Annotated in this window: 19 protein-coding genes; 5 read left to right on the top strand and 14 right to left on the bottom strand. The window is 67.6% G+C overall.

Going from position 1 to position 21,787, the window contains the following annotated elements:
- Both dhaK and trpD read right to left on the bottom strand, forming a co-directional pair.
- On the bottom strand, positions 1–1,002 hold the full coding sequence (gene dhaK, locus CCK91_RS05320; protein ID WP_086473766.1) for a dihydroxyacetone kinase subunit DhaK: 1,002 nt from the start codon (positions 1,000–1,002) through the stop codon (positions 1–3).
- A 116-nt stretch (positions 1,003–1,118) separates the two neighbouring features.
- A complete protein-coding gene (gene trpD / locus CCK91_RS05315) occupies positions 1,119–2,180 on the bottom strand; it encodes an anthranilate phosphoribosyltransferase (RefSeq protein ID WP_086473228.1) in 1,062 nt (353 codons plus the stop codon).
- Positions 2,181–2,363: 183 nt separating this feature from the next.
- Here trpD and ctaE point away from each other — a divergent pair, with 183 nt between their 5' ends.
- Genes ctaE through qcrB form a run of 4 tightly spaced genes read left to right on the top strand, consistent with a single transcriptional unit; the run spans position 2,364 to position 6,609 of the window.
- Complete coding sequence (gene ctaE / locus CCK91_RS05310) at positions 2,364–2,993, top strand: aa3-type cytochrome oxidase subunit III (RefSeq protein ID WP_428844491.1); 630 nt, start codon at positions 2,364–2,366, stop codon at positions 2,991–2,993.
- Positions 2,994–3,011: 18 nt separating this feature from the next.
- Positions 3,012–3,857, top strand: coding sequence for a cytochrome bc1 complex diheme cytochrome c subunit (gene qcrC, locus CCK91_RS05305; RefSeq protein ID WP_064296976.1), 846 nt, complete (start codon positions 3,012–3,014; stop codon positions 3,855–3,857).
- A gap of 35 nt (positions 3,858–3,892) precedes the next feature.
- The gene (gene qcrA / locus CCK91_RS05300; protein WP_085510950.1) at positions 3,893–4,978 is read left to right on the top strand and encodes a cytochrome bc1 complex Rieske iron-sulfur subunit; all 1,086 of its coding nucleotides are present in this window, start codon (positions 3,893–3,895) and stop codon (positions 4,976–4,978) included.
- The gene (qcrB, locus tag CCK91_RS05295; protein WP_064296978.1) at positions 4,975–6,609 is read left to right on the top strand and encodes a cytochrome bc1 complex cytochrome b subunit; all 1,635 of its coding nucleotides are present in this window, start codon (positions 4,975–4,977) and stop codon (positions 6,607–6,609) included. The genes qcrA and qcrB overlap by 4 nt, the downstream gene beginning before the upstream one ends.
- Before the next feature lie 714 nt (positions 6,610–7,323).
- Here qcrB and CCK91_RS05290 read toward each other — a convergent pair.
- From CCK91_RS05290 to CCK91_RS05265, 6 genes are all read right to left on the bottom strand, one after another.
- Positions 7,324–7,776: a GNAT family N-acetyltransferase gene (locus tag CCK91_RS05290; RefSeq protein ID WP_086473227.1), complete on the bottom strand. Its 453-nt coding sequence runs from the start codon at positions 7,774–7,776 to the stop codon at positions 7,324–7,326.
- Positions 7,776–8,198 carry a cytochrome c oxidase subunit 4 gene (locus tag CCK91_RS05285; RefSeq protein ID WP_064296980.1) on the bottom strand — a complete coding sequence of 141 codons (423 nt, stop codon included), beginning with the start codon at positions 8,196–8,198 and terminating at the stop codon, positions 7,776–7,778. The genes CCK91_RS05290 and CCK91_RS05285 overlap by 1 nt, the downstream gene beginning before the upstream one ends.
- 5 nt (positions 8,199–8,203) lie before the next feature.
- Positions 8,204–9,931 (bottom strand): aa3-type cytochrome oxidase subunit I, encoded by a 1,728-nt coding sequence (gene ctaD, locus CCK91_RS05280; RefSeq protein WP_085510953.1) that lies wholly within the window; start codon positions 9,929–9,931, stop codon positions 8,204–8,206.
- Positions 9,928–10,830: an aa3-type cytochrome oxidase subunit II gene (gene ctaC / locus CCK91_RS05275; protein WP_079706003.1), complete on the bottom strand. Its 903-nt coding sequence runs from the start codon at positions 10,828–10,830 to the stop codon at positions 9,928–9,930. Before ctaC ends, ctaD begins: the two co-directional genes overlap by 4 nt.
- A 162-nt stretch (positions 10,831–10,992) precedes the next feature.
- A complete protein-coding gene (gene erpA, locus CCK91_RS05270) occupies positions 10,993–11,358 on the bottom strand; it encodes an iron-sulfur cluster insertion protein ErpA (protein WP_064296983.1) in 366 nt (121 codons plus the stop codon).
- 105 nt (positions 11,359–11,463) lie between these two features.
- Positions 11,464–12,909 (bottom strand): dipeptidase, encoded by a 1,446-nt coding sequence (locus tag CCK91_RS05265; protein ID WP_086473226.1) that lies wholly within the window; start codon positions 12,907–12,909, stop codon positions 11,464–11,466.
- A gap of 43 nt (positions 12,910–12,952) precedes the next feature.
- Between CCK91_RS05265 and CCK91_RS05260 the strand changes: the two genes are divergently transcribed.
- Positions 12,953–13,552 (top strand): DUF3043 domain-containing protein, encoded by a 600-nt coding sequence (locus tag CCK91_RS05260; RefSeq protein WP_064296985.1) that lies wholly within the window; start codon positions 12,953–12,955, stop codon positions 13,550–13,552.
- A gap of 69 nt (positions 13,553–13,621) precedes the next feature.
- Here CCK91_RS05260 and CCK91_RS05255 read toward each other — a convergent pair whose 3' ends face one another.
- From CCK91_RS05255 to lspA, 6 genes are all read right to left on the bottom strand, one after another.
- Positions 13,622–14,659: a quinone-dependent dihydroorotate dehydrogenase gene (locus CCK91_RS05255; RefSeq protein WP_086473225.1), complete on the bottom strand. Its 1,038-nt coding sequence runs from the start codon at positions 14,657–14,659 to the stop codon at positions 13,622–13,624.
- A 3-nt stretch (positions 14,660–14,662) separates the two neighbouring features.
- The gene (gene nrdR, locus CCK91_RS05250) at positions 14,663–15,145 is read right to left on the bottom strand and encodes a transcriptional regulator NrdR (protein WP_064296987.1); all 483 of its coding nucleotides are present in this window, start codon (positions 15,143–15,145) and stop codon (positions 14,663–14,665) included.
- Positions 15,145–16,515, bottom strand: a complete 1,371-nt coding sequence (hisD, locus tag CCK91_RS05245) for a histidinol dehydrogenase (protein WP_086473765.1) — start codon at positions 16,513–16,515, stop codon at positions 15,145–15,147. Before hisD ends, nrdR begins: the two co-directional genes overlap by 1 nt.
- A gap of 61 nt (positions 16,516–16,576) precedes the next feature.
- Positions 16,577–20,041 carry a DNA polymerase III subunit alpha gene (gene dnaE / locus CCK91_RS05240; protein ID WP_194718966.1) on the bottom strand — a complete coding sequence of 1,155 codons (3,465 nt, stop codon included), beginning with the start codon at positions 20,039–20,041 and terminating at the stop codon, positions 16,577–16,579.
- A 191-nt stretch (positions 20,042–20,232) separates the two neighbouring features.
- Entirely contained in the window at positions 20,233–21,156 is a 924-nt protein-coding gene (locus CCK91_RS05235; RefSeq protein WP_086473224.1) for an RluA family pseudouridine synthase, read from the bottom strand.
- Positions 21,153–21,779, bottom strand: a complete 627-nt coding sequence (gene lspA / locus CCK91_RS05230; RefSeq protein ID WP_242664397.1) for a signal peptidase II — start codon at positions 21,777–21,779, stop codon at positions 21,153–21,155. Before lspA ends, CCK91_RS05235 begins: the two co-directional genes overlap by 4 nt.
- Between the last annotated feature and the right edge of the window lie 8 nt (positions 21,780–21,787).

Raw genomic sequence — 21,787 nt, 5'->3', positions numbered from 1 at the left:
CTACCGTCCCCACCGGAGCGCCGCGGTCTGCACCGGGGCGTCCCACAATTCGATCAGTTCGTCGTCGAGTTTCAGGAGGGTGATCGACACACCCTGCATCTCGAGGCTGGTCGTGTAGTTCCCCACGAGCGACCGCGCCACCTCGATCCCGCGCTCCGCGAGCGCCTCGGCCACGCGGCGGAAGACGATGAAGAGCTCGACCTGCGGCGTCCCTCCCATCCCGTTCACCAGGACGAGGGCCCGCTCGCCCGGTGCGTACGGAAGGTCCTCGAGGATGGCGGCGAGCAGCCGGTCCACGATCCGGTCGGCGGGCTCCAGCGGGATGCGTTCACGGCCGGGCTCACCGTGGATCCCGATGCCGATCTCGATCTCGTCGTCGGCCAGGGTGAAACTCGGCTCGCCCGCGTGCGGGACGACGCACGGCGTGAGTGCCACGCCCATCGTGCGGGTGCGCTCGTTGACCTTCGTCGCGAGGTCGGCGACCTCGTCGAGTCCTCCCCCGGCCTCGGCACGTGCCCCGGCGAGCTTCTCCACGAGGACGGTGCCGGCGACACCCCGTCGCCCCGCCGTGTAGAGCGAATCCTTCACCGCGACGTCGTCGTCGACGATGACCGAGCGCACCTCGATGCCCTCGGCCAGCGCGAGGTCGGCCGCGGTCTCGAAGTTGAGGACGTCGCCCGTGTAGTTCTTGACGATGTGCAGGACGCCGGCACCACCGTCCACCGCCTTCGTGGCGGCGAGGATGGGGTCCGGGGTGGGCGAGGTGAACACCGGGCCGGGTACGGCGGCGTCGAGCATCCCGAATCCGACGAACCCGCCGTGGAGGGGCTCGTGCCCGCTGCCGCCGCCGCTCACGATCCCCACCTTCCCGGCGACCGGCGCATCGGCTCGAGCGATGAACACCGGGTCGAGCGACACGGTGACGAGGTCGGGGTGCGCGGCGCCGAATCCGGCCACCGCCTCGACGACGACGTCCTTGGGATCATTGATGAGCTTCTTCATTGAATCCTCCTGCAAGATCGGTTCGGGTCCGCCGACCGGGTACGCCGGCATCGGGTCTCAACCTACGCGCTGCGGCCCACCGCCGGTAGGGCCGGAAGCCCCGCCCACGGCGCTGATCAGCGCGAACCGAGCGTGCGGGTGGCGTCCACCCAGGCGTCGAGTGTCGCGGTCGCCGCACCCGAGTCGATGACGGCCGCGGCGGACACGAGTGCGGCGGCGAACCGCTCCAGGATCGGCCGCTGGGCCTGCGTCGGATCCTCCGACAGTTCGAACGCGACGATCCCGGCCGCGGCGTTCAGCAGGACGATGTCGCGGACCGGACCCTCCTCGCCGGCGAGCGTGGCGCGCACGACTCCGGCGTTGTGCTGGGCGTCACCGCCGATGAGATCGTCGATCGATGCACGGCGGATGCCGAGTTCCCGGGGATCCAGGTCGTGCTCGGTGACGGCTCCGCGGGTGATCTCCCAGAGGTGGCTGTGTCCCGTCGTCGTCAGTTCGTCGAGTCCGTCGTCGCCCCGGAAGACGAGGGCGGTCGCCCCACGCGTCTGGAAGACGCCCACGAACAACGGGATGCGGTCGGCGTGCGCCACACCGACGGCCGACGCCTCCGGCCGGGCCGGGTTGACGAGCGGACCGAGGAAGTTGAAGACCGTCGGCACGCCGAGCTCCGCACGGACCGCTCCAGCGTGGCCGAAACCGGGGTGGAACGCCGCCGCGTACGCGAAGGTGATGCCCGTCGACGCCAGCACCTCCCCCACCAGGTCCGTCGGCAGGGCGAGGTCGACGCCGAGCGCCGAGAGCACGTCGCTCGATCCCGAGGCGGAGCTCGCCGCGCGGTTGCCGTGCTTGATCACGGGGATGCCCGTTGCCGCCGCGACGATGGACGCGGTCGTCGAGATGTTGACGGTGCCGAAGCGGTCGCCGCCGGTGCCGACGATGTCGAGGGCTCGGGACGGGGCGACGAGCGGCTTCGCGTGGTCGAGGATCGCGTCGCGGAACCCGACGATCTCGTCGACCGTCTCCCCCTTACGCCGCAACGCGATGAGGAAGCCGGCCAGCTGGGCGTCCGTCACCTGACCGGTCATGATGCGTTCCATGGCCCACGTCGACTCCGACACACTGAGATCGGTTCCGGCGAGCAGGTCGCCGATGAGCGTCGGCCAGGTCGTGAGAGGCATGTCGACGATCTTACAAGCGCGACTCGCCGACGCCTCGAGCTGCCTGTGGAGGCGAAGATCACATGAATCCCGCAGCAGAACCGAAGATTCCGGTCAGGAAATAAGGCTACCCTTACTGATCCGAGCGTGCTCGCCGCCCCCGAAATGCGAAAAACCGCTCCGGCTTTCGGCCATAATGGAGGGGTGACGAGCACCTCAATCAACCTTGCGCCGAGCGCGCCCCGGATCAACCGACCGAACACGGTCGCGGTTGGAACGATCGTCTGGCTGGGCAGCGAGGTCATGTTCTTCGCCGGCCTCTTCGCGATCTACTTCACGCTGCGATCGATGGCCCCCGAGCTGTGGGCGGCCGAGGCCGGTCGCCTGAACGTCCCGTACTCGACGATCAACACGATCATCCTCGTGTCCTCGTCGTTCACGTGCCAGTTCGGCGTCTTCGCAGCGGAGCGCATGCAGCCCCGCATGACTGGCTGGAGCCCGCGCAAGTGGGGCATGGTCGAATGGTTCTTCCTCACCTACGCCCTGGGCGCCGTGTTCGTCTCCGGCCAGATCCTCGAGTACGCGACGCTCGTCAGCGAGGGCATCTCCCTCAGCTCGAACGCGTACGGCTCGGCGTTCTACCTCACGACCGGCTTCCACGGCCTGCACGTGACCGGCGGCCTCATCGCCTTCCTCCTCGTGATCGGCCGTGCCTACGCCGTCAAACGATTCGGCCACAAGGAGGCGACGAGCGCCATCGTCGTCTCGTACTACTGGCACTTCGTCGACGTCGTGTGGATCGGCCTCTACTTCGTCATCTACATCCTGCGCTGACCCGGAATGACTGACTCCATGAAGACTGACCCCACCCAGACGACGACCACCAAGGCGTCCAAGAAGGCCGCCCGCGCCACGCGCAAGAGCGGCCGCCGCAGCCCGTTCGCATCGGCGGCGCTGCTCGCGATCGGCCTCCTCGTGACCGGTGGCGCCTACGCAGCCGTCAGCGTCAGCACGGCCAGCGCAGAGCCCGTCGCCGCCGCCAAGTCGCAGGCCTCCGTCGACGAGGGCGAGAAGCTCTTCTCCGCGAACTGCGCCACCTGCCACGGCCTCGACATGCAGGGCACGACCGCCGGACCGAGCCTCCTCGGCGTCGGTGCCGCCGCCGTCGACTTCCAGGTCGGCACCGGCCGGATGCCGCTGCAGAACCAGGGCCCGCAGGCCCCGGAGAAGCCCGTGCAGTTCACCGAGGAGCAGATCTCCTCCCTCGCGGCCTACGTCGCCTCGGTCGCACCCGGCCCGGAGATCCCCGAGGAGCAGTACCTCGACGGTGAGGGCGACGCCTCCAACGGTGCACAGCTCTTCCGCATCAACTGCGCGATGTGCCACAACGTCGCAGCCGCCGGTGGCGCCCTGACCGAGGGCAAGTACGCTCCCTCGCTCGTCGGCGTCAGCGCCGCCCACATCTACGAGGCCATGATCACCGGCCCGCAGAACATGCCCGTCTTCAACGACATGAACCTCTCCCCCGAGGACAAGCGCGACATCATCACCGCGCTCAAGTTCATGGAGAAGAACCCGTCACCGGGCGGCAACGACCTCGGCTCGCTCGGCCCCGTCTCCGAGGGCCTGTTCCTCTGGATCTTCGGCCTCGGCTCGATCGTGGCCCTCACCGTCTGGATCACCGCGAAGTCGAACTGACCGACGCGGATCGACAACACGTAAGAAGGAGCACCATGGCTCACGACAACTCGAGCGGCTCGGGTCACCCAGCCGCCGACTCGTCTGCCGATCCGTCCGCCCACGGGCAGGAGCTGCAGGTCGCGACCGGTACCGGGGTCATCTCCCGCGACGCCGTCGTCGACCCCGGCCTGCCTCCGCACCGGAAGCGCGTCACGGACCTCGACCCCAAGAAGGACAAGCGGGCCGAGCGCGCCGTCTACACCCTCTTCTACCTGTCGATCGCCGGCAGCGTCTGGGCGGTCGCCGCCTACATGGCGTTCCCGATCGAGCCCGAGGACATCGCCTCGGTCCGCCTGAACAACCTGTTCATCGGTCTCGGCATGGCGTTGGCCCTGCTCGCGATCGGTATCGGCGCCGTGCACTGGGGCAAGGCCCTCATGCACGACGAAGAGGGCATCGACTACCGTCACAAGGTCGGCGGCAACCAGGCCAGCCGTGATCGCGCGGTGGAGATCATGCACCAGGCGAACGTCGAGTCCGGTATCGGACGGCGCGCGCTCATCCGCAACAGCCTCATCGGCTCGCTCATCGTCTTCCCGCTCCCGGGCATCGCGCTGTTCCGCGGCCTCGCGCCGTACGACGAAGACCCCGTCGAGCTCATGCAGCACACCATGTGGAAGGAAGGCACGCGCCTCGCCCGCGACCCTTCCGGTACGCCTATCAAGGCGTCCGACGTGACCCTCGGTAGCGCGTTCCACGTGATCCCCGAGAACCTCCACGAGGCCGACCACGTCCTCAACGAGAAGGCGAAGGCGATCGTGCTGCTCATGCGGCTGAAGCCCGAAGACCTCGTCGAGGAGGAGTCCAAGAAGGACTGGTCCTACGACGGCATCGTCGCCTACTCCAAGGTGTGCACGCACGTCGGTTGTCCGGTCGCGCTCTACGAGCAGCAGACGCACCACCTCCTCTGCCCCTGCCACCAGTCGCAGTTCGATGTCACGAACCACTGCGCGGTCATCTTCGGACCGGCCGCCCGGCCGCTTCCGCAGCTGCCGATCACCGTCGACGACGAGGGCTACCTCGTCGCGCGGAGCGACTTCCACGAACCTGTCGGCCCGAGCTTCTGGGAGCGTCATTGAGCACCTCGACCGCAACACGCGCCCCTGAGCAGGCCAAGGCCGCTCCGGCGAAGAGCTCCGGTGGATTCACCGGCGCCGCAGCGAACTACCTCGAAGAACGGACGTCCATCTCGGTCGCCGTCAAGGAGTTCGGCCGCAAGATCTTCCCCGACCACTGGTCGTTCCTCCTCGGCGAGGTGGCGCTCTACAGCTTCGTCATCATCCTGCTGTCGGGCTCCTTCCTCACCTTCTTCTTCCAGGCATCGATGGCGGAGGTCCACTACGACGGGTCCTTCGTCCCGCTGAAGAACATCGAGATGTCCGTCGCCATGGCGTCGACGCTCGACATCTCCTTCGACATCCGCGGCGGCCTCCTGATGCGTCAGGTGCACCACTGGGCGGCCCTGCTGTTCGTGGCGTCCATCGGCCTGCACATGCTGCGCATCTTCTTCACCGGTGCGTTCCGCAAGCCGCGTGAGCTGAACTGGGTGATCGGTTTCGTCCTGTTCATCCTGGCCATGGCCGAGGGCTTCACCGGGTACTCGCTGCCCGACGACCTGCTCTCCGGTAACGGTCTGCGGATCATCGACGGCATGGTCAAGGGCCTGCCCATCATCGGTACCTGGACGACCTTCCTGCTGTTCGGTGGAGAGTTCCCGGGCACCGACATCGTCGGCCGCCTCTACACGCTCCACATCCTGCTCCTGCCGGCGCTGGTGCTGCTCTTCATCGCCCTGCACCTGGTGTTCGTCGTCGTGCACAAGCACACGCAGTTCCCGGGCGCCGGTCGCACCGAGCAGAACGTGGTCGGATTCCCCGTCCTCCCCGTCTACGCGGCGAAGGCCGGTGGCTTCTTCTTCATCGTCTTCGGTGTCGTGATGCTCATCGCCTCGCTGTTCACGATCAACCCGATCTGGAACTACGGTCCGTACGACCCCTCCCCGGTCTCGGCGGGTACGCAGCCTGACTGGTACATCGGGTTCGCCGACGGCGCGCTCCGGCTGGTTCCGCCGCACCTCGAGTTCGTCCTCTGGGATCACACGTTCTCGTTCAACATCATCCTTCCCGTCCTCGTCCTGGGCCTGTTCATCGTCACGGTGTTCATCTACCCGTTCGTCGAGGCGTGGATCACGGGCGACAAGCGCGAGCACCACATCCTCGACCGTCCGCGCAACGCGCCGACCCGCACCGCCATCGGTGCTGCCGGTGTCACCTTCTACGCCGCCCTCTGGGCTGCTGCGAGCTCGGACATCATCGCCACGCACTTCAAGGTGACGATGGAGGGCGTGATCCACACGCTGCAGGCGATCCTCATCCTCGGACCGTTCATCGCCTACTTCATCGCGAAGCGCACCTGCCTGGCCCTGCAGAAGAAGGATCGCGAGATCCTCCTCCACGGCTACGAGACCGGGCGCATCGTCCGCCTCCCCGGTGGCGAGTTCATCGAGGTCCACGAGCCCGTCGACGAGTACGAGCGCTGGCGCCTCGCGAGCTACGACGACCACAAGCCGTTGATGATCCGTCCGAACGCCAAGGGCAAGATCACTGGTGTCCAGAAGGCTCGCGCCGCGATGTCCCGCTGGTTCTTCGAAGATCGGATCGCTCCGGTCACCAACACGGAGATCGAACGTTCCCACGGCGACCACCACTAGGCGGATCCTCTTGGAAGCCCCGCAGTCCTCACGGACTGCGGGGCTTTCGTCGTTGAGGGCGCGGATCGCCGAACCGCGCCGCGGTGGGACGCGTGCGGTTGCGGACGTCCGAGGGGTCCCTCTCCCCCGTTCTCCGGGCGCCGAAGGCAGCTGCGGACGAGGTGAACCCTTCGACAAGCTCAGGGGACCGGCGTTCCCTCCCCCGCGTTTCACCGGCCTTCCTGCGCGACAGCAGACGATGTGAGCCGATCGACCGTCCCCGGGGCCGACGTTCCCGACCCAGGGTGATCGGGGCCGTACCGAGGACACACAGGACTACAGCTGCCCATCGACGGGCTCAGGGGCCGGAATACCCGCGCCAGGGGTGTGTGTCTTCGTACGCATACTGAGCCGTCTGAGGGCGGCGTGTGCCCCCCCGACAGGGCCGTCTGCGCCAGGGTCTCTGGGATACGCACGCTGAGACATCTGCGGGAGGCGCGTGAGCCTCGACACACTCCAGACCGGGCTCATGCCCCCGGTCTCTCAGGCGTGAGGAGGCGTCACCGGAGTACGGCTCCCACCGTGAATCCTCGCCGTCCGGAAGGGTGACGCTCACGACCTTCGGGGGCGGCCCTCGCAACCAAGCCGGCTGCTCGTTCTCCTCGTCCCAGCGAGAACCAGAACACGAAGAGCCCCCGAGCATGGCTCGGGGGCTCTTCGTTGACAGCTTCTGGATCAGCCCAGCGGGAGGATCTTCTTGTAGAACTCCGCCGTCACGTTGTAACCGAGACGACGGTAGAAGTCGCCGGCTCGAGAGGTGGACATCGTCAGCTGGCGCGCACCGCGCTCGACGGCATAGTGCTCGTTCGCCTCGACGAGGGCCGATCCGATGCCGGCGCCGCGGGCGGTCTCGTCGACGACGAGCTCCTGCAGGTGGGCGGTCAGGCCGGCCGCGTGCAGCAGCCGCGACACCGTCATCAGGGTGTATCCGACAACGCGGTTCGCTTCGTCGAGCGCAACGTACAGCACGTTGGTCTCGTCTTCACGAGGGCGCATGACGTTGTTGTACGCCGCCATGAAGTCGTCCGCAGCAGGCGGGATGGACCCGGTGATCAGCTGGCCGGCCAGCGCGAAGACGGCTGAACGGTCGTCGGGCTGACCACGACGGATGCTGAACGAGGCGACCATCAGCGTGCGAAGTATCCGCGGTAGTACTCGTAGTTCCAACCGACGACCGCGATGACGACCAGCGGGATGCCGATGATCGCGATCCAGAACCCGACCGCCAGACCGAGTACGAGCAGACCGCACGCACCGGCGAGGATGATGGGCCACCAGCTCCACGGGCTGAAGTGCCCGATCTCCGGGTCGCCGTCGTCGATGTTGGCCGTCAGCGTGTCCTCGGGGAGCTCTGCGCCCTGGCTTTTGTGCACCCGACTGAGATAGAAGCCGAGGAAGGCGCTCAGGATCGCGGCGAGAGCCAGGGTGACCGTGCCGACCCATTCGACCCGGCCGTGCAGCGGGTCGACGAGCGACCACACCGTGTAGACCGCGCAGAGGAGGGCGCAGAACACCGTCAGGATCGTGAAGAGGATGATATTGGCGCGCATGGCGGCTACTTCACCTTTCCGGCGTCGAGGTCGAGCGTGGGTGCGTCAGGCGCGTCCTTCGCGGGACCGACGCCGACCGGGATACCGACCTCGGGGTGGTGGAGGTCGAAGGCCGGGCGCTCCGAGCGGATGCGCGGGATGGAGACGAAGTTGTGACGAGGCGGGGGCGAGCTGGTCGCCCACTCGAGCGATCCACCGTAACCCCACGGGTCGTCCTCAGTGACTCGAGGAGCCTTCCGAATCGTGATGTACACGTTCAGGAAGAAGGGCAGCAGCGAGATGGCGAGGATGAACGAGCCCACGGTCGACAGCTGGTTCATCCAGGTGAAGCCGTCCTCAGGCGAGTACGTCGCGTAGCGGCGCGGGAACCCGATGACGCCCAACCAGTGCTGGATGAGGAACGTCGTGTGGAAGCCGATGAAGAGCAGCCAGAAGTGCCAGTAGCCGAGCTTCTCGTTGAGCATCTTGCCCGTCCACTTCGGCCACCAGAAGTAGAAGCCGGCGAACATGGCGAACACGACCGTGCCGAACACGACGTAGTGGAAGTGCGCCACGACGAAGTAGGAGTCGGAGACGTGGAAGTCGAGCGGCGGCGAAGCGAGGATGACACCGGTGAGTCCACCGAAGACGAAGGTGATCAGGAAGCCGATCGACCAGAGCATCGGGGTCTCGAAGGTGACCGAACCGCGCCACATCGTGCCCAGCCAGTTGAAGATCTTCACGCCGGTCGGAACCGCGATGAGCATCGTCATGAGGGCGAAGAACGGCAGGAGCACCGATCCGGTGACGTACATGTGGTGTGCCCACACCGTCACGGAGAGGGCCGCGATCGCGATCGTCGCGTAGATCAGGGTCTTGTAGCCGAAGATCGGCTTGCGGCTGAACACCGGGAAGATCTCGGACACGATGCCGAAGAACGGCAGCGCGATGATGTAGACCTCGGGGTGCCCGAAGAACCAGAACAGGTGCTGCCACAGGATGACGCCGCCGTTGGCCGCGTCGTAGATGTGGGCGTCGAACACGCGGTCCGCGGCAAGGCCGAAGAGGGCCGCTGCGAGCACCGGGAACGCCATCAGGACGAGGATGGACGTCACGAGGACGTTCCACGTGAAGATCGGCATGCGGAACATCGTCATGCCGGGAGCGCGCATCGTGATGATCGTGGTGATGAAGTTGACGCCACCGAGGATGGTGCCGAAGCCGCTGAGCGCCAGGCCGAGGACCCAGAGATTGCCTCCGAGCCCTGGCGAGAACGTCGTACTCGACAGTGGCGCATAGGCGAACCAGCCGAAGGCGGCGGCACCCTGCGGGGTGAGGAAGCCACCGACGGCGATGAGGCTACCGAAGGCGTAGAGCCAGAACGCGAAGGCGTTCAGTCGCGGGAAGGCGACGTCCGGTGCGCCGATCTGCAGCGGCATGAGCGCGTTCGCGAACCCGGCGAAGAGCGGCGTCGCGAACATGAGGAGCATGATCGTGCCGTGCATCGTGAAGAGCTGGTTGTACTGCTCCTTGGTCTCCACGATCGTGCCGCCGGGCTCGAAGAGCTGGGCGCGGATGATGAGCGCCATCACGCCGCCGAGGCAGAAGAAGATGAACGAGGCGATCAGGTACATGTACCCGATGGTCTTGTGGTCGGTGGAGGTGATCCACTTGACCAGGATGTTGCCCTTGCGCTCGACCGAGGTGCGTCCGACGACGCTCGCCTGGCCTGCGGGAAGCGTGGTGGAGGTCATTCCCCGTCTCCGTGCTCTTCGAGACCTGCCGGCGCCTTGGTGCCGGGGAGGTTGCTGTTGCGATCGTATTCCGTGCCGTAGTCGCCGATGTTGCCCGACTCGGCCAGGTCTTCGAGGTGCTTGTCGTACTCGGCCTGCGAGACGACCTTCACGTTGAAGAGCATGAGCGAGTGGTACTCGCCACAGAGCTCGGCGCACTTGCCGGCGTACGTGCCCTCGCGCTCAGGGGTGAAGGACATGTAGTTCGTCTTGCCCGGGATCATGTCCTTCTTGTAGAGGAAGTCGATGACCCAGAAGGAGTGGATGACGTCGCGCGACTGCAGCGCGATCTTCACCGTCTTGCCGACGGGCAGGTAGAGCGTGGGGAGTGCGTCCTGGTCGATGACGCCACCGGGCTTCTCATCGGCCTGCACGCCTGCGGTCCAGACGTCCTGGCCGTTGACGGCCTCGTCGTACACGAAGTCCCACGCCCACTGCTTGGCGAAGACCTCGATGGCCACGTCGGGATCCTCGTACTGGGTCTCGATCGCGTTCTGGTCGCGTGCCGTGAATGCGAAGAAGCCGAGGACCAGGATGAGCGGGACGATCGTGTAGAAGATCTCGATCGGCATGTTGTACCGCAGCTGGACCGGGAGACCGGTCTGCCCCTTGCGGCGTCGGTACACGATGACGGCCCAGATGATGAGCCCCCACGTGATGACACCGACTGCGAGCAGCACCAGCCATGCCGTCACCCACAGGCCCGCGATGCGGTCCGTGTGGTTCGTGACGGGAGATTCGCCCTCGACGAATCCCGGCAGGTAACCATGCAGTTCCGCCTGCGTACAACCCGCCAGGACTATGGCGAGTGTGGCTGCGACCGGAATGGCAGCCCATCTGAGACGACGAGTCGAGCGCACCTCTGAAACCTTTCGAATACACACCTGTGGATCGCCCCCCAGTCTAGTGGGGATGGGCGGTGAACGCCGGACCATTCGCGTCCGCGGTGCGGGATCGTGACCGGAAAGACGAAGGGGAAACCACCCAGGACCGGGTAATTTCCCCTTCAGGAAGAATCTGGCTCAGTGGAAGCTGTCGCCGCAGGCGCAGCTGCCCTCGGCATTGGGGTTGTCGATGGTGAACCCCTGCTTCTGGATGGTGTCCTCGAAGTCGATCTTGGCGCCGTCGAGGTAGGGGACGCTCATCTTGTCGACGATGACCTCGACGCCGTCGAAGTCGACCGTGGCGTCGCCGTCGAGCATGCGCTCGTCGAAGTACAGCTGGTAGATGAGGCCCGAGCACCCACCCGGCTGGACGGCCACGCGGAGACGGAGGTCGTCGCGACCCTCCTGCTCGAGGAGGCTCTTGACCTTCTGCGCCGCCGTGTCGGACAGGCCGACGCCGTGAGCCGCGTCGATCTTGGTCTCGGTCAGGATGGTGTCGCTCATGATGCTCCTCGCGAGGTCTGGCGGCGCCGGGTCGACGCCTGTGTGAGATTCTACCGCCTGCCGCGCCGGACGCACCCCGTGGTTCCGGCGGTGCGTCCGTCGCGTTTACGCGTCGGAGGACGGACGGGGTGCGGCCGCCAGGCGGGCGAGGAGCACCGCCTCCGTGAGGATCGCCTTCTGGAAGACGCCGAGGTGCAGCGACTCGTTCGGGCTGTGGGCGCGCGAGTGCGGGTCCTCGACACCGGTGACGAGGATCTGGGCGTCCGGGAAGACCCGGACGAGGTCGGCGATGAACGGGATCGATCCGCCGACACCCGTCTCCACGGGCTCGACCTCCCAGGCGTCGGCCATGGCGCGCTTCGCCTCGGCGACGGCCCAACCGCTCGTGTCCACGAGGAACGGGCTCCCCTGGTCGACCTCGTCGATCGTCAGCTGCGCGCCGAACGGGCTGTTGGCGAGGAGGTGGGCCTCGAGCGCGCGGTAGGCCTCGGCCGGATCCTGCCCGGGGGCGATCCGCGCACTGATGCGCACCGACACCTCCGGGATGAGCGTGTTCGAGGCGTTGGCCACCGACGGCGCGTCGATGCCCGTGACGGTGATCGCGGGCTGCGACCAGATCCGGCTGAGGATGGAGCCGCGTCCGATCGGCGAGACGCCTTCGGACAGTCCGGACTCGGCGCGGAGCTGCGCCTCGTCGAACTCCGGGGTCACGGCGTCGTGCGAGGTGAGTCCGTCGACCGCCACCGAACCGTCCGCGTCCCACAGGGTCGCGAGCAGGGTGACCGTGGCCAGCATCGCATCCGGCACCGCTCCTCCGAGCATCCCGGAGTGGGAGGCGTGGTCGAGGGTCTTCACCCGCAGCCGGAAGGTGACGTTGCCGCGCAGACCGATCGTCAGCGCGGGCGTCCGCTCGTCCCAGTTGTCGCTGTCGGCGACGACGATCACGTCCGCCGCGAGGGTGTCGCGGTGCTCCTCCAGGAAGGAACCGAAGGACCGCGAGCCGAACTCCTCCTCTCCCTCGATGAACAGCACGATCCCGAGGTCGAGGTCGGAGCCGAGGACCTCGGTGACGGCTCGGATCGCGGCGATGTGGGACATGACGCCGGCCTTGTCGTCGGCCGCGCCTCGTCCGTAGATGCGACCGTCGCGGACGGTCGGCTCGAACGGCGGCGAGTCCCACTTGTCGTCGTTTCCGGGGGGCTGGACGTCGTGGTGCGCATAGAGCAGCACGGTCGGTCGGCCGTTCCGCGGTTCGCGGCGGGCCAGCACGGCGGGCTGTCCGAGCTCCGCTCCGCCGTCGATGGCGGACCGGCGCACCGAGACCTCGTCGAAGACACCGAGACCGCGGGCGAGCTCCGCGACCGCTTCGGCACTCCGCGCCACCTCGGCCGCGTCGAACGCCGACCACGACACCGAGGGGATGCGGACGAGCGCCGACAGATCGGCGATCGACGACGGCAACGCACCGGCGACGGATTCGCGCAGCCGATCGAGGACTTCCTGGTCGTTGCGTGGGTCTTGGGTCGATTCCGTCGTGGTACCTGTCGTCATGCGAGTAATCTTAAGGGAATCCCCGAATCAAGGACGTTCCATCGTGGCCAAACAGCAGAGCACCCCGGCATCAGAGCCGATCGTCGAGACCGCAGCGCAGACGGCTGAGCGCCTCGCCCGCGGCGCCAAAGAGGCGAAGGGCCGACCGACCCCGTCGCGGGCGGAACGCGAGGCGCAGAACAAGCGTCCGCTCGTCCCCTCCGACCGCAAGGAGGCCTCGAAGGCGGCGAAGGCGCAGCAGGCCGAAGCACGTCGGCGGGCGCAGGCCGGCATGGCCGCCGGCGACGACAAATTCCTCCCGGCACGCGAGCGCGGTCCGCAGAAGAAGTTCGTCCGCGACTACGTCGACGCGCGGTTCAACATCGGCGAGTTCATGATCCCGGTGATGTTCCTCGTGATCATCCTCACCTTCATGCCGGTGCCCGAGATCCAGGTCTACGGCATGCTCACCCTCTGGGTGTTCTTCATCATCGCGATCGCCGACTGCTTCTTCCTCGGCTTCCGCGTCAGGAAGGCGCTGCGGGCGAAGTTCGGGCAGGACGAGCGGGGCGTGCGCTGGTACGCCGCCATGCGCGCGCTGCAGCTGCGCCCGCTCCGCCTGCCGAAGCCGCAGGTCAAGCGCGGCCAGTTCCCCAACAAGTAGTCCCCGAACCACGAACGCCCGCCGGTCCCAGACCGGCGGGCGTTCGTGGTCGATGGCGCATGAGGCCGATCAGCGGCCGGTTCGGGCCAATCGGTCGAGCCCGCGGTTGATGTGCTTCGCCCAGAGCGGTCCGCGGTAGAGGAACGCCGTGTACCCCTGCACGAGGGTTGCTCCTGCAGCCAGGCGCTCCCGGACGTCTTCGGCGGTGTCGACGCCTCCGACCGAGATGACGCACAGCTCCGGGGGCACGATGGCCCGGATGCGCCGCAGGACGACGAGCGAGCGGGCGGCCAGCGGTGCGCCGGACAGCCCACCGGCTCCGGCCGCCTCGACGACGGCGGGATCGGTGGCAAGGCCGTCGCGGGAGATGGTCGTGTTCGTCGCGATGACGCCGTCCAGGCCGAGTTCCACGACCAGCTCTGCGATGCGGTCGACCTCCGCATCGCTGAGGTCGGGTGCGATCTTGACGAGCAACGGCGTGGATCCGGCGGCGGCACGGACGGCCTCGAGCAGCGGCGCGAGCTGGTCGAGCTCCTGGAGGCCGCGGAGCCCCGGGGTGTTCGGCGAGCTGACGTTGACCACGAGGTAGTCGGCCACGGGCGCGAGGAGCGTCGCGCTCCGGACGTAGTCGGCCGTGGCGTCGGCGACGTCCACGACACGGCTCTTGCCGATGTTCACGCCGAGCACCGGTCGGCGGCTCACCCGCGCGGTCCGTTCGAGCCGACGCCTGGCCTGGTCGGCTCCCCCGTTGTTGAAGCCCATGCGGTTGACGACCGCCCGATCGGCGATGAGTCGGAACAGCCGGGGCTTGGGGTTGCCCGGCTGCGGGATCGCCGTGATCGTGCCCACCTCGACATGGCCGAACCCGAGGAGTCCGAGGCCGAGGACGCCCTTGCCGTCCTTGTCGAAGCCGGCGGCGACACCGAACGGGGTCTCGAACCGCAGCCCCAGCGTCTCCACCGACTGGTCGAGTCGCGGCGCCGTCCAGCGCCTGATGACGGGGCCGAAGCCGGTCGCGGGAAGCGAGCGGATGACGTCGAAGGCCAGGTGGTGTGCGCGTTCGGGATCGAGCTTGGACAGCACCTGCGAGAAGAGGAAGCGGTACATGGCTCAGAGCTCCTCGGACGGCACGGGGGCGGCACCGGAAGCGTGCTCGACGCGGAGCAGCGCGATCGCGGACTCGAAGTCGTCGAGCGACTCGAAGGCCTGGTACACACTGGCGAAGCGGAGGTACGCGACCTCGTCCAGCTCCCGCAACGGTGCGAGGATCGCCAGACCGATGTCGTTCGCGTCGATCTGCGACGCGCCGGTGGCGCGGATGGACTCCTCCACCCGCTGAGCCAGCACGGCGAGGTCGGAGTCCGTCACCGGGCGGCCCTGGCAGGCCTTGCGGACACCACTCACGACCTTCTCCCGGCTGAAGGGCTCCACCACGCCGGAACGCTTGATCACGCCGAGACTCGAGGTCTCCATGGTGCTGAAGCGCCTCCCGCACTCGGGGCACTGCCGGCGTCGGCGGATGGCGAGTCCGTCGTCGCTGGTGCGCGAGTCGATCACACGGGAATCCGGATGGCGGCAGAACGGGCAGTACATCAGCGGGCTCCCTCGGGGGTGGTGGGGGCGGCGGTGTCGTCCGCCGCACGGATCTCGGCATCGACGAGCCCGAACCGGGCCGTCACCGCCTCACCGTGCGCCGGCAGGTCCTCCGAGCCCGAGAGGGCGACGATGTGGGCCGCGACCTGACGGAGCGCCGGTTCGTCGTACCGGACGACCTGCTGCGGCCGGAGGAAGGTGAACGCTCCGAGGCCCGAGGAGAACCGTGCCTGGCCGCCCGTCGGGAGGACGTGGTTCGACCCGGCCAGGTAGTCCCCGAGGCTCACCGGGGTGTGGTCGCCGAGGAAGATCGCGCCGGCGTTGGTGATGGCGCCGAGGAGCGACTCCGGGTCGCGGGTCTGCACCTCGAGGTGCTCCGGTCCGTACGCATTGCTGAACGCCACGGCGGCCTCGAGGTCGTCGACGAGCACAATCGCCGATTGCGGCCCGCCCAGGGCCTCGACGACGCGCGCTCCGTGACGTGTGCCTGCGGCGTACCGCTGCAGCCACTCCTCCACCGCGGTGGCGAGCGCAGCACTGTCGGTGACGAGCAGCGATGCCGCCGCCTCGTCGTGTTCGGCCTGGCTGACGAGGTCGGCTGCGACGAGCCGGGCATCGGCGCCGGTGTCCGCGATGACCAGGATCTCGGTGGTCCCGGCCTCGGCGTCGATCCCCACCTGCCCCTTCACGAGGCGTTTGGCGGCCGCCACGAAGATGTTGCCGGGACCGGTCACGACGTCGACCGGGTCGAGCGCGAGGTCGGGTACCCCGTAGGCGAACGCACCGATCGCTCCGGCGCCGCCCATGGCGTAGACCTCGGTCACCCCGAGCAACCCTGCGGCGCCGAGGATCGTCGGGTGGACGCGGCCTCCGAACTCGCGCTGCGGAGGCGAAGCGAGTGCCACGGAGCCGACGCCTGCCTCCTGGGCCGGCACGACGTTCATGACGACACTCGAGGGGTAGACGGCCTTCCCGCCCGGGACGTAGAGGCCGACACGACCGACCGGGGCCCACCGCTGCACGACGGTCGCGCCGTCGGCGAGCTCGGTCGTGCGCTCCGGCGGGACCTGCGCTCTCGTGGCCGTCCGGACCCGGTCGATGGCCTCCACGAGCGCGGCGCGCACGGCCGGCTCGAGTGCGGTGACGGCGGCGTCGATCTCGGCCTGTGGGACGCGGATCCGCTCAGGTCGTCCTCCGTCGAACCGGTCTGCCTGCGCCGAGAGCGCCTCGGAACCGTCCGCTCGGACGTCGTCGATCAGCGCCTGAGCGGCATGCGCTGCCGCGGTGATGTCGACGACGGGACGGGGCAGCATGTCCAGGAGCTCGGTGCGGCTCGGCCGCACTCCCCTGAGGTCAATGGTGGTGATCATGGCCGTCACAGCCTATCGTCCGCAGCGGTCCGTCCCGGCTGCCGCCCGCGCCCGAGCGGGGTCAGCCGAGACAGTTCGGGCCGAGCAGGGACTTCAGCTCACCGAACAGTCCGGATGAGAGGCTGACGCGGTGGGGCAGCTCGAACACCCGCGCGATCTCACCTCGGATGAGCTTCAATCGGACCTCGGTCGACCCAGCGTGCCGCGTCAGCACGTCGCTGAGCGTCGTCACCGTCTCGGTCGTCGCCCGGGCGTCGGCCATCGAGAGCTGGAGCATGCGGTCGGCACCGGCCTCGGGCAGTTCGGGCGAGAAGATGCTGTACGCGTGGAGGTTCATCCCATCGTCTCGGACACTGACCCGTCCGCGGACCACCACGATCGAGTCGCCGACGAGTTCGGAGGCGAACTCCTGGTACGCCTTGCCCATGAACATGGCGGTCATCTCGCCGCCGAAGTCCTCGACCTGGATCATGCCGTACTGGTTGCCGGAGGCCTTGGCGATCCGGTGCTGGACACTCGTGACGAGCCCTGAGATCACGACGGTCTCGCCGTCCATGCCCTCGGAGGTCATGAGATCGGTGATGGTCGTCGTGGCGTGCTTCGCCAACTCGATCTCGAGTCCGGCCAGCGGGTGGTCCGAGACGTACAGGCCCAGCATCTCCCGTTCGAAGTTGAGTTTGTCGCGCTTGCTCCAGTCGGGGCGCGCGGGGACGCTCGCGAGCGGAACCTCGCCGACCTCGGCGAACAGGCTGTCGAAATCGAAGCCGATGCTCCCGGACGCCTCGGCACGCTTGTCCTTCACGACCGAGTCGACGGCGTCCTCGTGGATCTCGTAGAGCGCACGTCTGCTGTCGCCCATGGAGTCGAACGCGCCGGCCTTGATGAGCGACTCGATGGTCCGCTTGTTCGCCACCGGTAGCGGCACCTTGCGGAGGAAGTCGTGGAAGGAGGTGAACCGGCCCTCGCGCTCGCGCGCCTGCCGGATGAGCTCCACGACGTTCGAACCGACGTTGCGCACGGCACCCAGACCGAACCGGATGTCCTCCCCGACTGCGGCGAAGAACCCGATGGACTCGTTGACGTCGGGCGGCAGGACCTGGATCCCCATGCGGCGGCACTCGTTGAGGTAGAGCGCCATCTTGTCCTTGGAGTCGCCGACGCTCGTCAGCAGGCCTGCCATGTACTCGGCCGGGTAGTGCGCCTTGAGGTACGCCGTCCAGTAGGAGATGACCCCGTAGGCGGCGGAGTGCGCCTTGTTGAACGCGTAGTCCGAGAACGGGAGGAGGATCTCCCACAGCTTGTTGACGGCCTCCATCGAGAAGCCGTTCGCGACCATGCCGCCGGAGAAGCCCTCGAACTGCTTGTCCAGTTCGGACTTCTTCTTCTTACCCATCGCGCGACGGAGGATGTCGGCCTGCCCGAGAGAGAAGCCGGCGACCTTCTGCGCGATCGCCATCACCTGCTCCTGGTAGATGATGAGGCCGTAGCTCGTCGACAGGATCTCGGAGAGCGGTTCCTCGAGCTGCGGGTGGATCGGGGTGATCTCCTGCAGGCCGTTCTTCCGCAGCGCGTAGTTCGTGTGCGAGTTCGCGCCCATCGGCCCGGGCCGGTACAGGGCGATCAGCGCCGAGATGTCCTCGAAGTTGTCGGGCTTCATGAGGCGCAGCAGCGCGCGCATCGGTCCGCCGTCGAGCTGGAACACACCGAGGGTGTCGCCGCGGGACAGGAGTTCGTAAGCGCCGCGGTCGTCGAGTTCGAGGTCTTCGAGGACGAGTTCGATGTCGCGGTTGCTCTTGATGTTGTCGAGGGCGTCGTTGATGATCGTCAGGTTGCGCAACCCGAGGAAGTCCATCTTGATCAATCCGAGGGACTCGCACGCCGGGTAGTCGAACTGCGTGACGATCTGGCCGTCCTGCTCGCGCTTCATGATCGGGATGATGTCGATGAGCGGGTCGCTCGACATGATCACGCCGGCCGCGTGGACGCCCCACTGGCGCTTCAGGTTCTCGATGCCGAGCGCGGTCTCGAAGACGGTCCGCGCCTCCGGGTCGGTGTCGAGGATGCCACGGAGGTCGACCGCCTCCTTGTACCGCGGGTGCTTGGTGTCGAGGATGCCCTCGAGCGGGATGTCCTTGCCCATGACCGCCGGCGGCATGGCCTTCGTCAACTTGTCGCCCATGCCGAACGGGAAGCCGAGGACGCGCGACGAGTCCTTGAGCGCCTGCTTGGCCTTGATGGTGCCGTAGGTGACGATCTGCGCGACGCGCTCGTCGCCGTACTTCTCGGTGACGTACTTGATGACCTCGCCGCGGCGGCGGTCGTCGAAGTCGACGTCGAAGTCGGGCATCGACACGCGGTCGGGGTTGAGGAACCGCTCGAAGATGAGCCCGTGGCGGAGTGGGTCGAGGTCGGTGATCTGCATGGCGTACGCAGCCATGGAACCCGCACCGGAACCACGACCGGGCCCGACACGGATGCCGTTGCGCTTCGACCACTGGATGAAGTCGGCGACGACGAGGAAGTACCCGGGGAAGCCCATCTGCACGATGACGCGCGTCTCGTAGTTCGCGCGCTCGCGGACGTCGGCGGGGATCCCGTTCGGGTACCGCAGGTTCAGCCCGGTCTCGACCTCCTTGATGAACCAGCTCTCCTCGTTCTCGCCCTCCGGCACGGGGAACCGAGGCATGTAGTTGGCCGAGGTGTCGAAGGCGACATCGCACCGCTCGGCGATCGCGAGGGTGTTGTCGCACGCCTCGGGGTACTCGCGGAACAGTCGGCGCATCTCGTCCGCGGACTTCAGGTAGAACTCGTCGGCGTCGAACTTGAACCGGTTCGGGTCGTTGAGGGTGGAGCCGGACTGCACGCAGAGGAGGGCGGCGTGGGCTTTGGCGTCCGCGGCGTGCGTGTAGTGGAGGTCGTTCGTGGCGAGGAGCGGGAGGCCGAGGTCTTTGGACAGCCGGATGAGGTCGGCCATGATCCGGCGCTCGATCCCGAGCCCATGGTCCATGATCTCGCAGAAGTAGTTCTCCGCGCCGAAGATGTCGCGGAAGTCCGCCGCGGCCTTGACCGCTTCGTCGTACTGGCCGAGACGGAGTCGCGTCTGCACCTCGCCGCTCGGGCAGCCGGTCGTCGCGATGAGGCCGGCGCTGTACTGGCTCAGGATCTCGCGGTCCATGCGCGGCTTGAAGTAGTACCCCTCGATCGACGCCTTCGACGAGAGCCGGAAGAGGTTGTGCATCCCCTCGGTGGTCTCCGAGAGCAAGGTCATGTGCGTGTAGGCGCCGGCGCCGGAGACGTCGTCTCCCCCGCCGTCGCCCCACTTGATCCGCGTCCGGTCGCCGCGCGCGGTCCCCGGAGTGATGTACGCCTCGGTGCCGATGATCGGCTTGATCCCGGCATCGGTCGCCGTGCGCCAGAAGTCGAAGGCACCGAACATGTTGCCGTGGTCGGTCACGGCGACGGCGGGCATCCCCTGCTCGACCGCGGCCTGGATGAGCGGCTTCACGCGGGCTGCTCCGTCGAGCATCGAGTACTCGCTGTGGACGTGCAGATGGACGAACGAATCGGTGGACGTGGGCACGGACGGCGCCTCCGGGGATCGTGCTGTGGGGTTCGGCGCGGACGCCGAGGTGGTCTGTGATCCAGCCTAACCGTCACCGCTGACGGTCGGCTCCAGCGATGCCGTCGCGGACGCCGACGGGATGGGCGGGCGTCGGCTCAGTCGAGCTCGAGCACGGACAACGCGTGCTGGAGGTCGGACGGGTAGTCCGCCTCGAACCGCACGAACTCCCCCGTGGCCGGGTGGGCGAACCCGAGCTTCGTGGCGTGGAGCCACTGGCGGGTGAGACCCAACCGCGCTGAGAGCGCCGCGTCTGCCCCGTACATCGTGTCGCCGACGCAGGGGTGCCGCTGGGCCGCCATGTGCACGCGGATCTGATGCGTGCGGCCGGTCTCCAAATGCACCTCGAGCAACGAGGCGTACGGGAACGCCTCGAGCGTCTCGTAGTGCGTGATCGACGGCTTGCCGTCGGCGGTCACGGCGAACCGCCAGTCGTGGCGGGGGTGGCGTCCGATCGGGCCGTCGATGGTGCCGGCGAGAGGATCGGGATGCCCCTGCACCACCGCACGGTAGATCTTCTCGACCTCGCGGTCGTGGAAGGCTCGCTTGAGCCAGGTGTACGCCCGCTCGGTCTTCGCGACGACCATGAGGCCGCTCGTCCCGGCGTCGAGCCGGTGGACGATGCCGGCGCGCTCGGCGGCTCCGGAGGTCGAGATGCGGAAGCCCGCAGACGCGAGGGCACCGAGCACCGTCGGTCCTTCCCAACCGACCGATGGATGCGCCGCGACGCCCGCAGGCTTGTCGACCACCACGATCTCGTCGTCGTCATGGACGATGCCGAGGTCGGGGACGGCGATCGGGACGATCACAGCCTCCCGTCGAGGCGCCCACTCGATCTCGAGCCAGGCGCCGGCGAGCAGGCGATCGGACTTGTCGACCGATTTCCCGTTCATGGCGACACCACCGGCCAACGCCACCTCGGCCGCGTAGCTGCGCGAGAAGCCCAGGAGCTTGGCGAGTCCGGCGTCGACGCGCTCGCCGTCGAGTCCGTCGGGGACATACAGACTGCGGGACTCGTTCACTGGCGGCCTGCGTCCGGGCTCACGTCGCCCGGCTCCGCCGGATCGAGGGTGGCCGCGTCTGCTTCGGCCTCGCGGTCCTCCGCTTCCTGGGCTGCCCGCTCGCTCGCTCGCGTCGTGCGCGTGCCGTCGAGGTTGACACCGAACAGCGTCAACAGGATGAACAGCGCCATGCTGACCACGATGCAGATGTCGGCCACGTTGTAGATCGCGGGGAGCATCCAGGGCGTCGAGATGAAGTCGACGACGTGGCCGAGGCCGAAGGACGGCTCGCGGAAGAGGCGGTCGGTCAGGTTGCCGAGCACGCCGCCGAGGAGCAGGCCGAAGACGATCGCCCAGGCGCGCGAACGGATGCGGCGCGCAAACCAGACGATGACGACGACGACGACCGCGGCGAGGATCGAGAAGATCCAGGTGTAACCGGCCCCCAGCGAGAAGGCGGCACCCGAATTCTTGACGAAGTACAGGACCAGCGCCTGTCCGAAGACGGGGACGGACTCACCGACCGTCAGGTTGGTGGTGACGAGGAACTTCGTGAACTGATCGGCCGAATAGGCCACGACGGCAACCAGCGCCAGGACTGCAAGAGTCCTGGCGCTGGCCTTCGACGGTGATGCGGGAGACAACCGGGTGT

Origin of the sequence: Plantibacter elymi (nom. nud.) (assembly GCF_900177795.1) — a bacterium.
Lineage (GTDB): Bacteria > Actinomycetota > Actinomycetes > Actinomycetales > Microbacteriaceae > Plantibacter > Plantibacter elymi.
The sequence above is the reverse complement of the archived record's forward strand: the minus strand, read 5'-3'. Positions and strand labels throughout refer to the sequence as shown.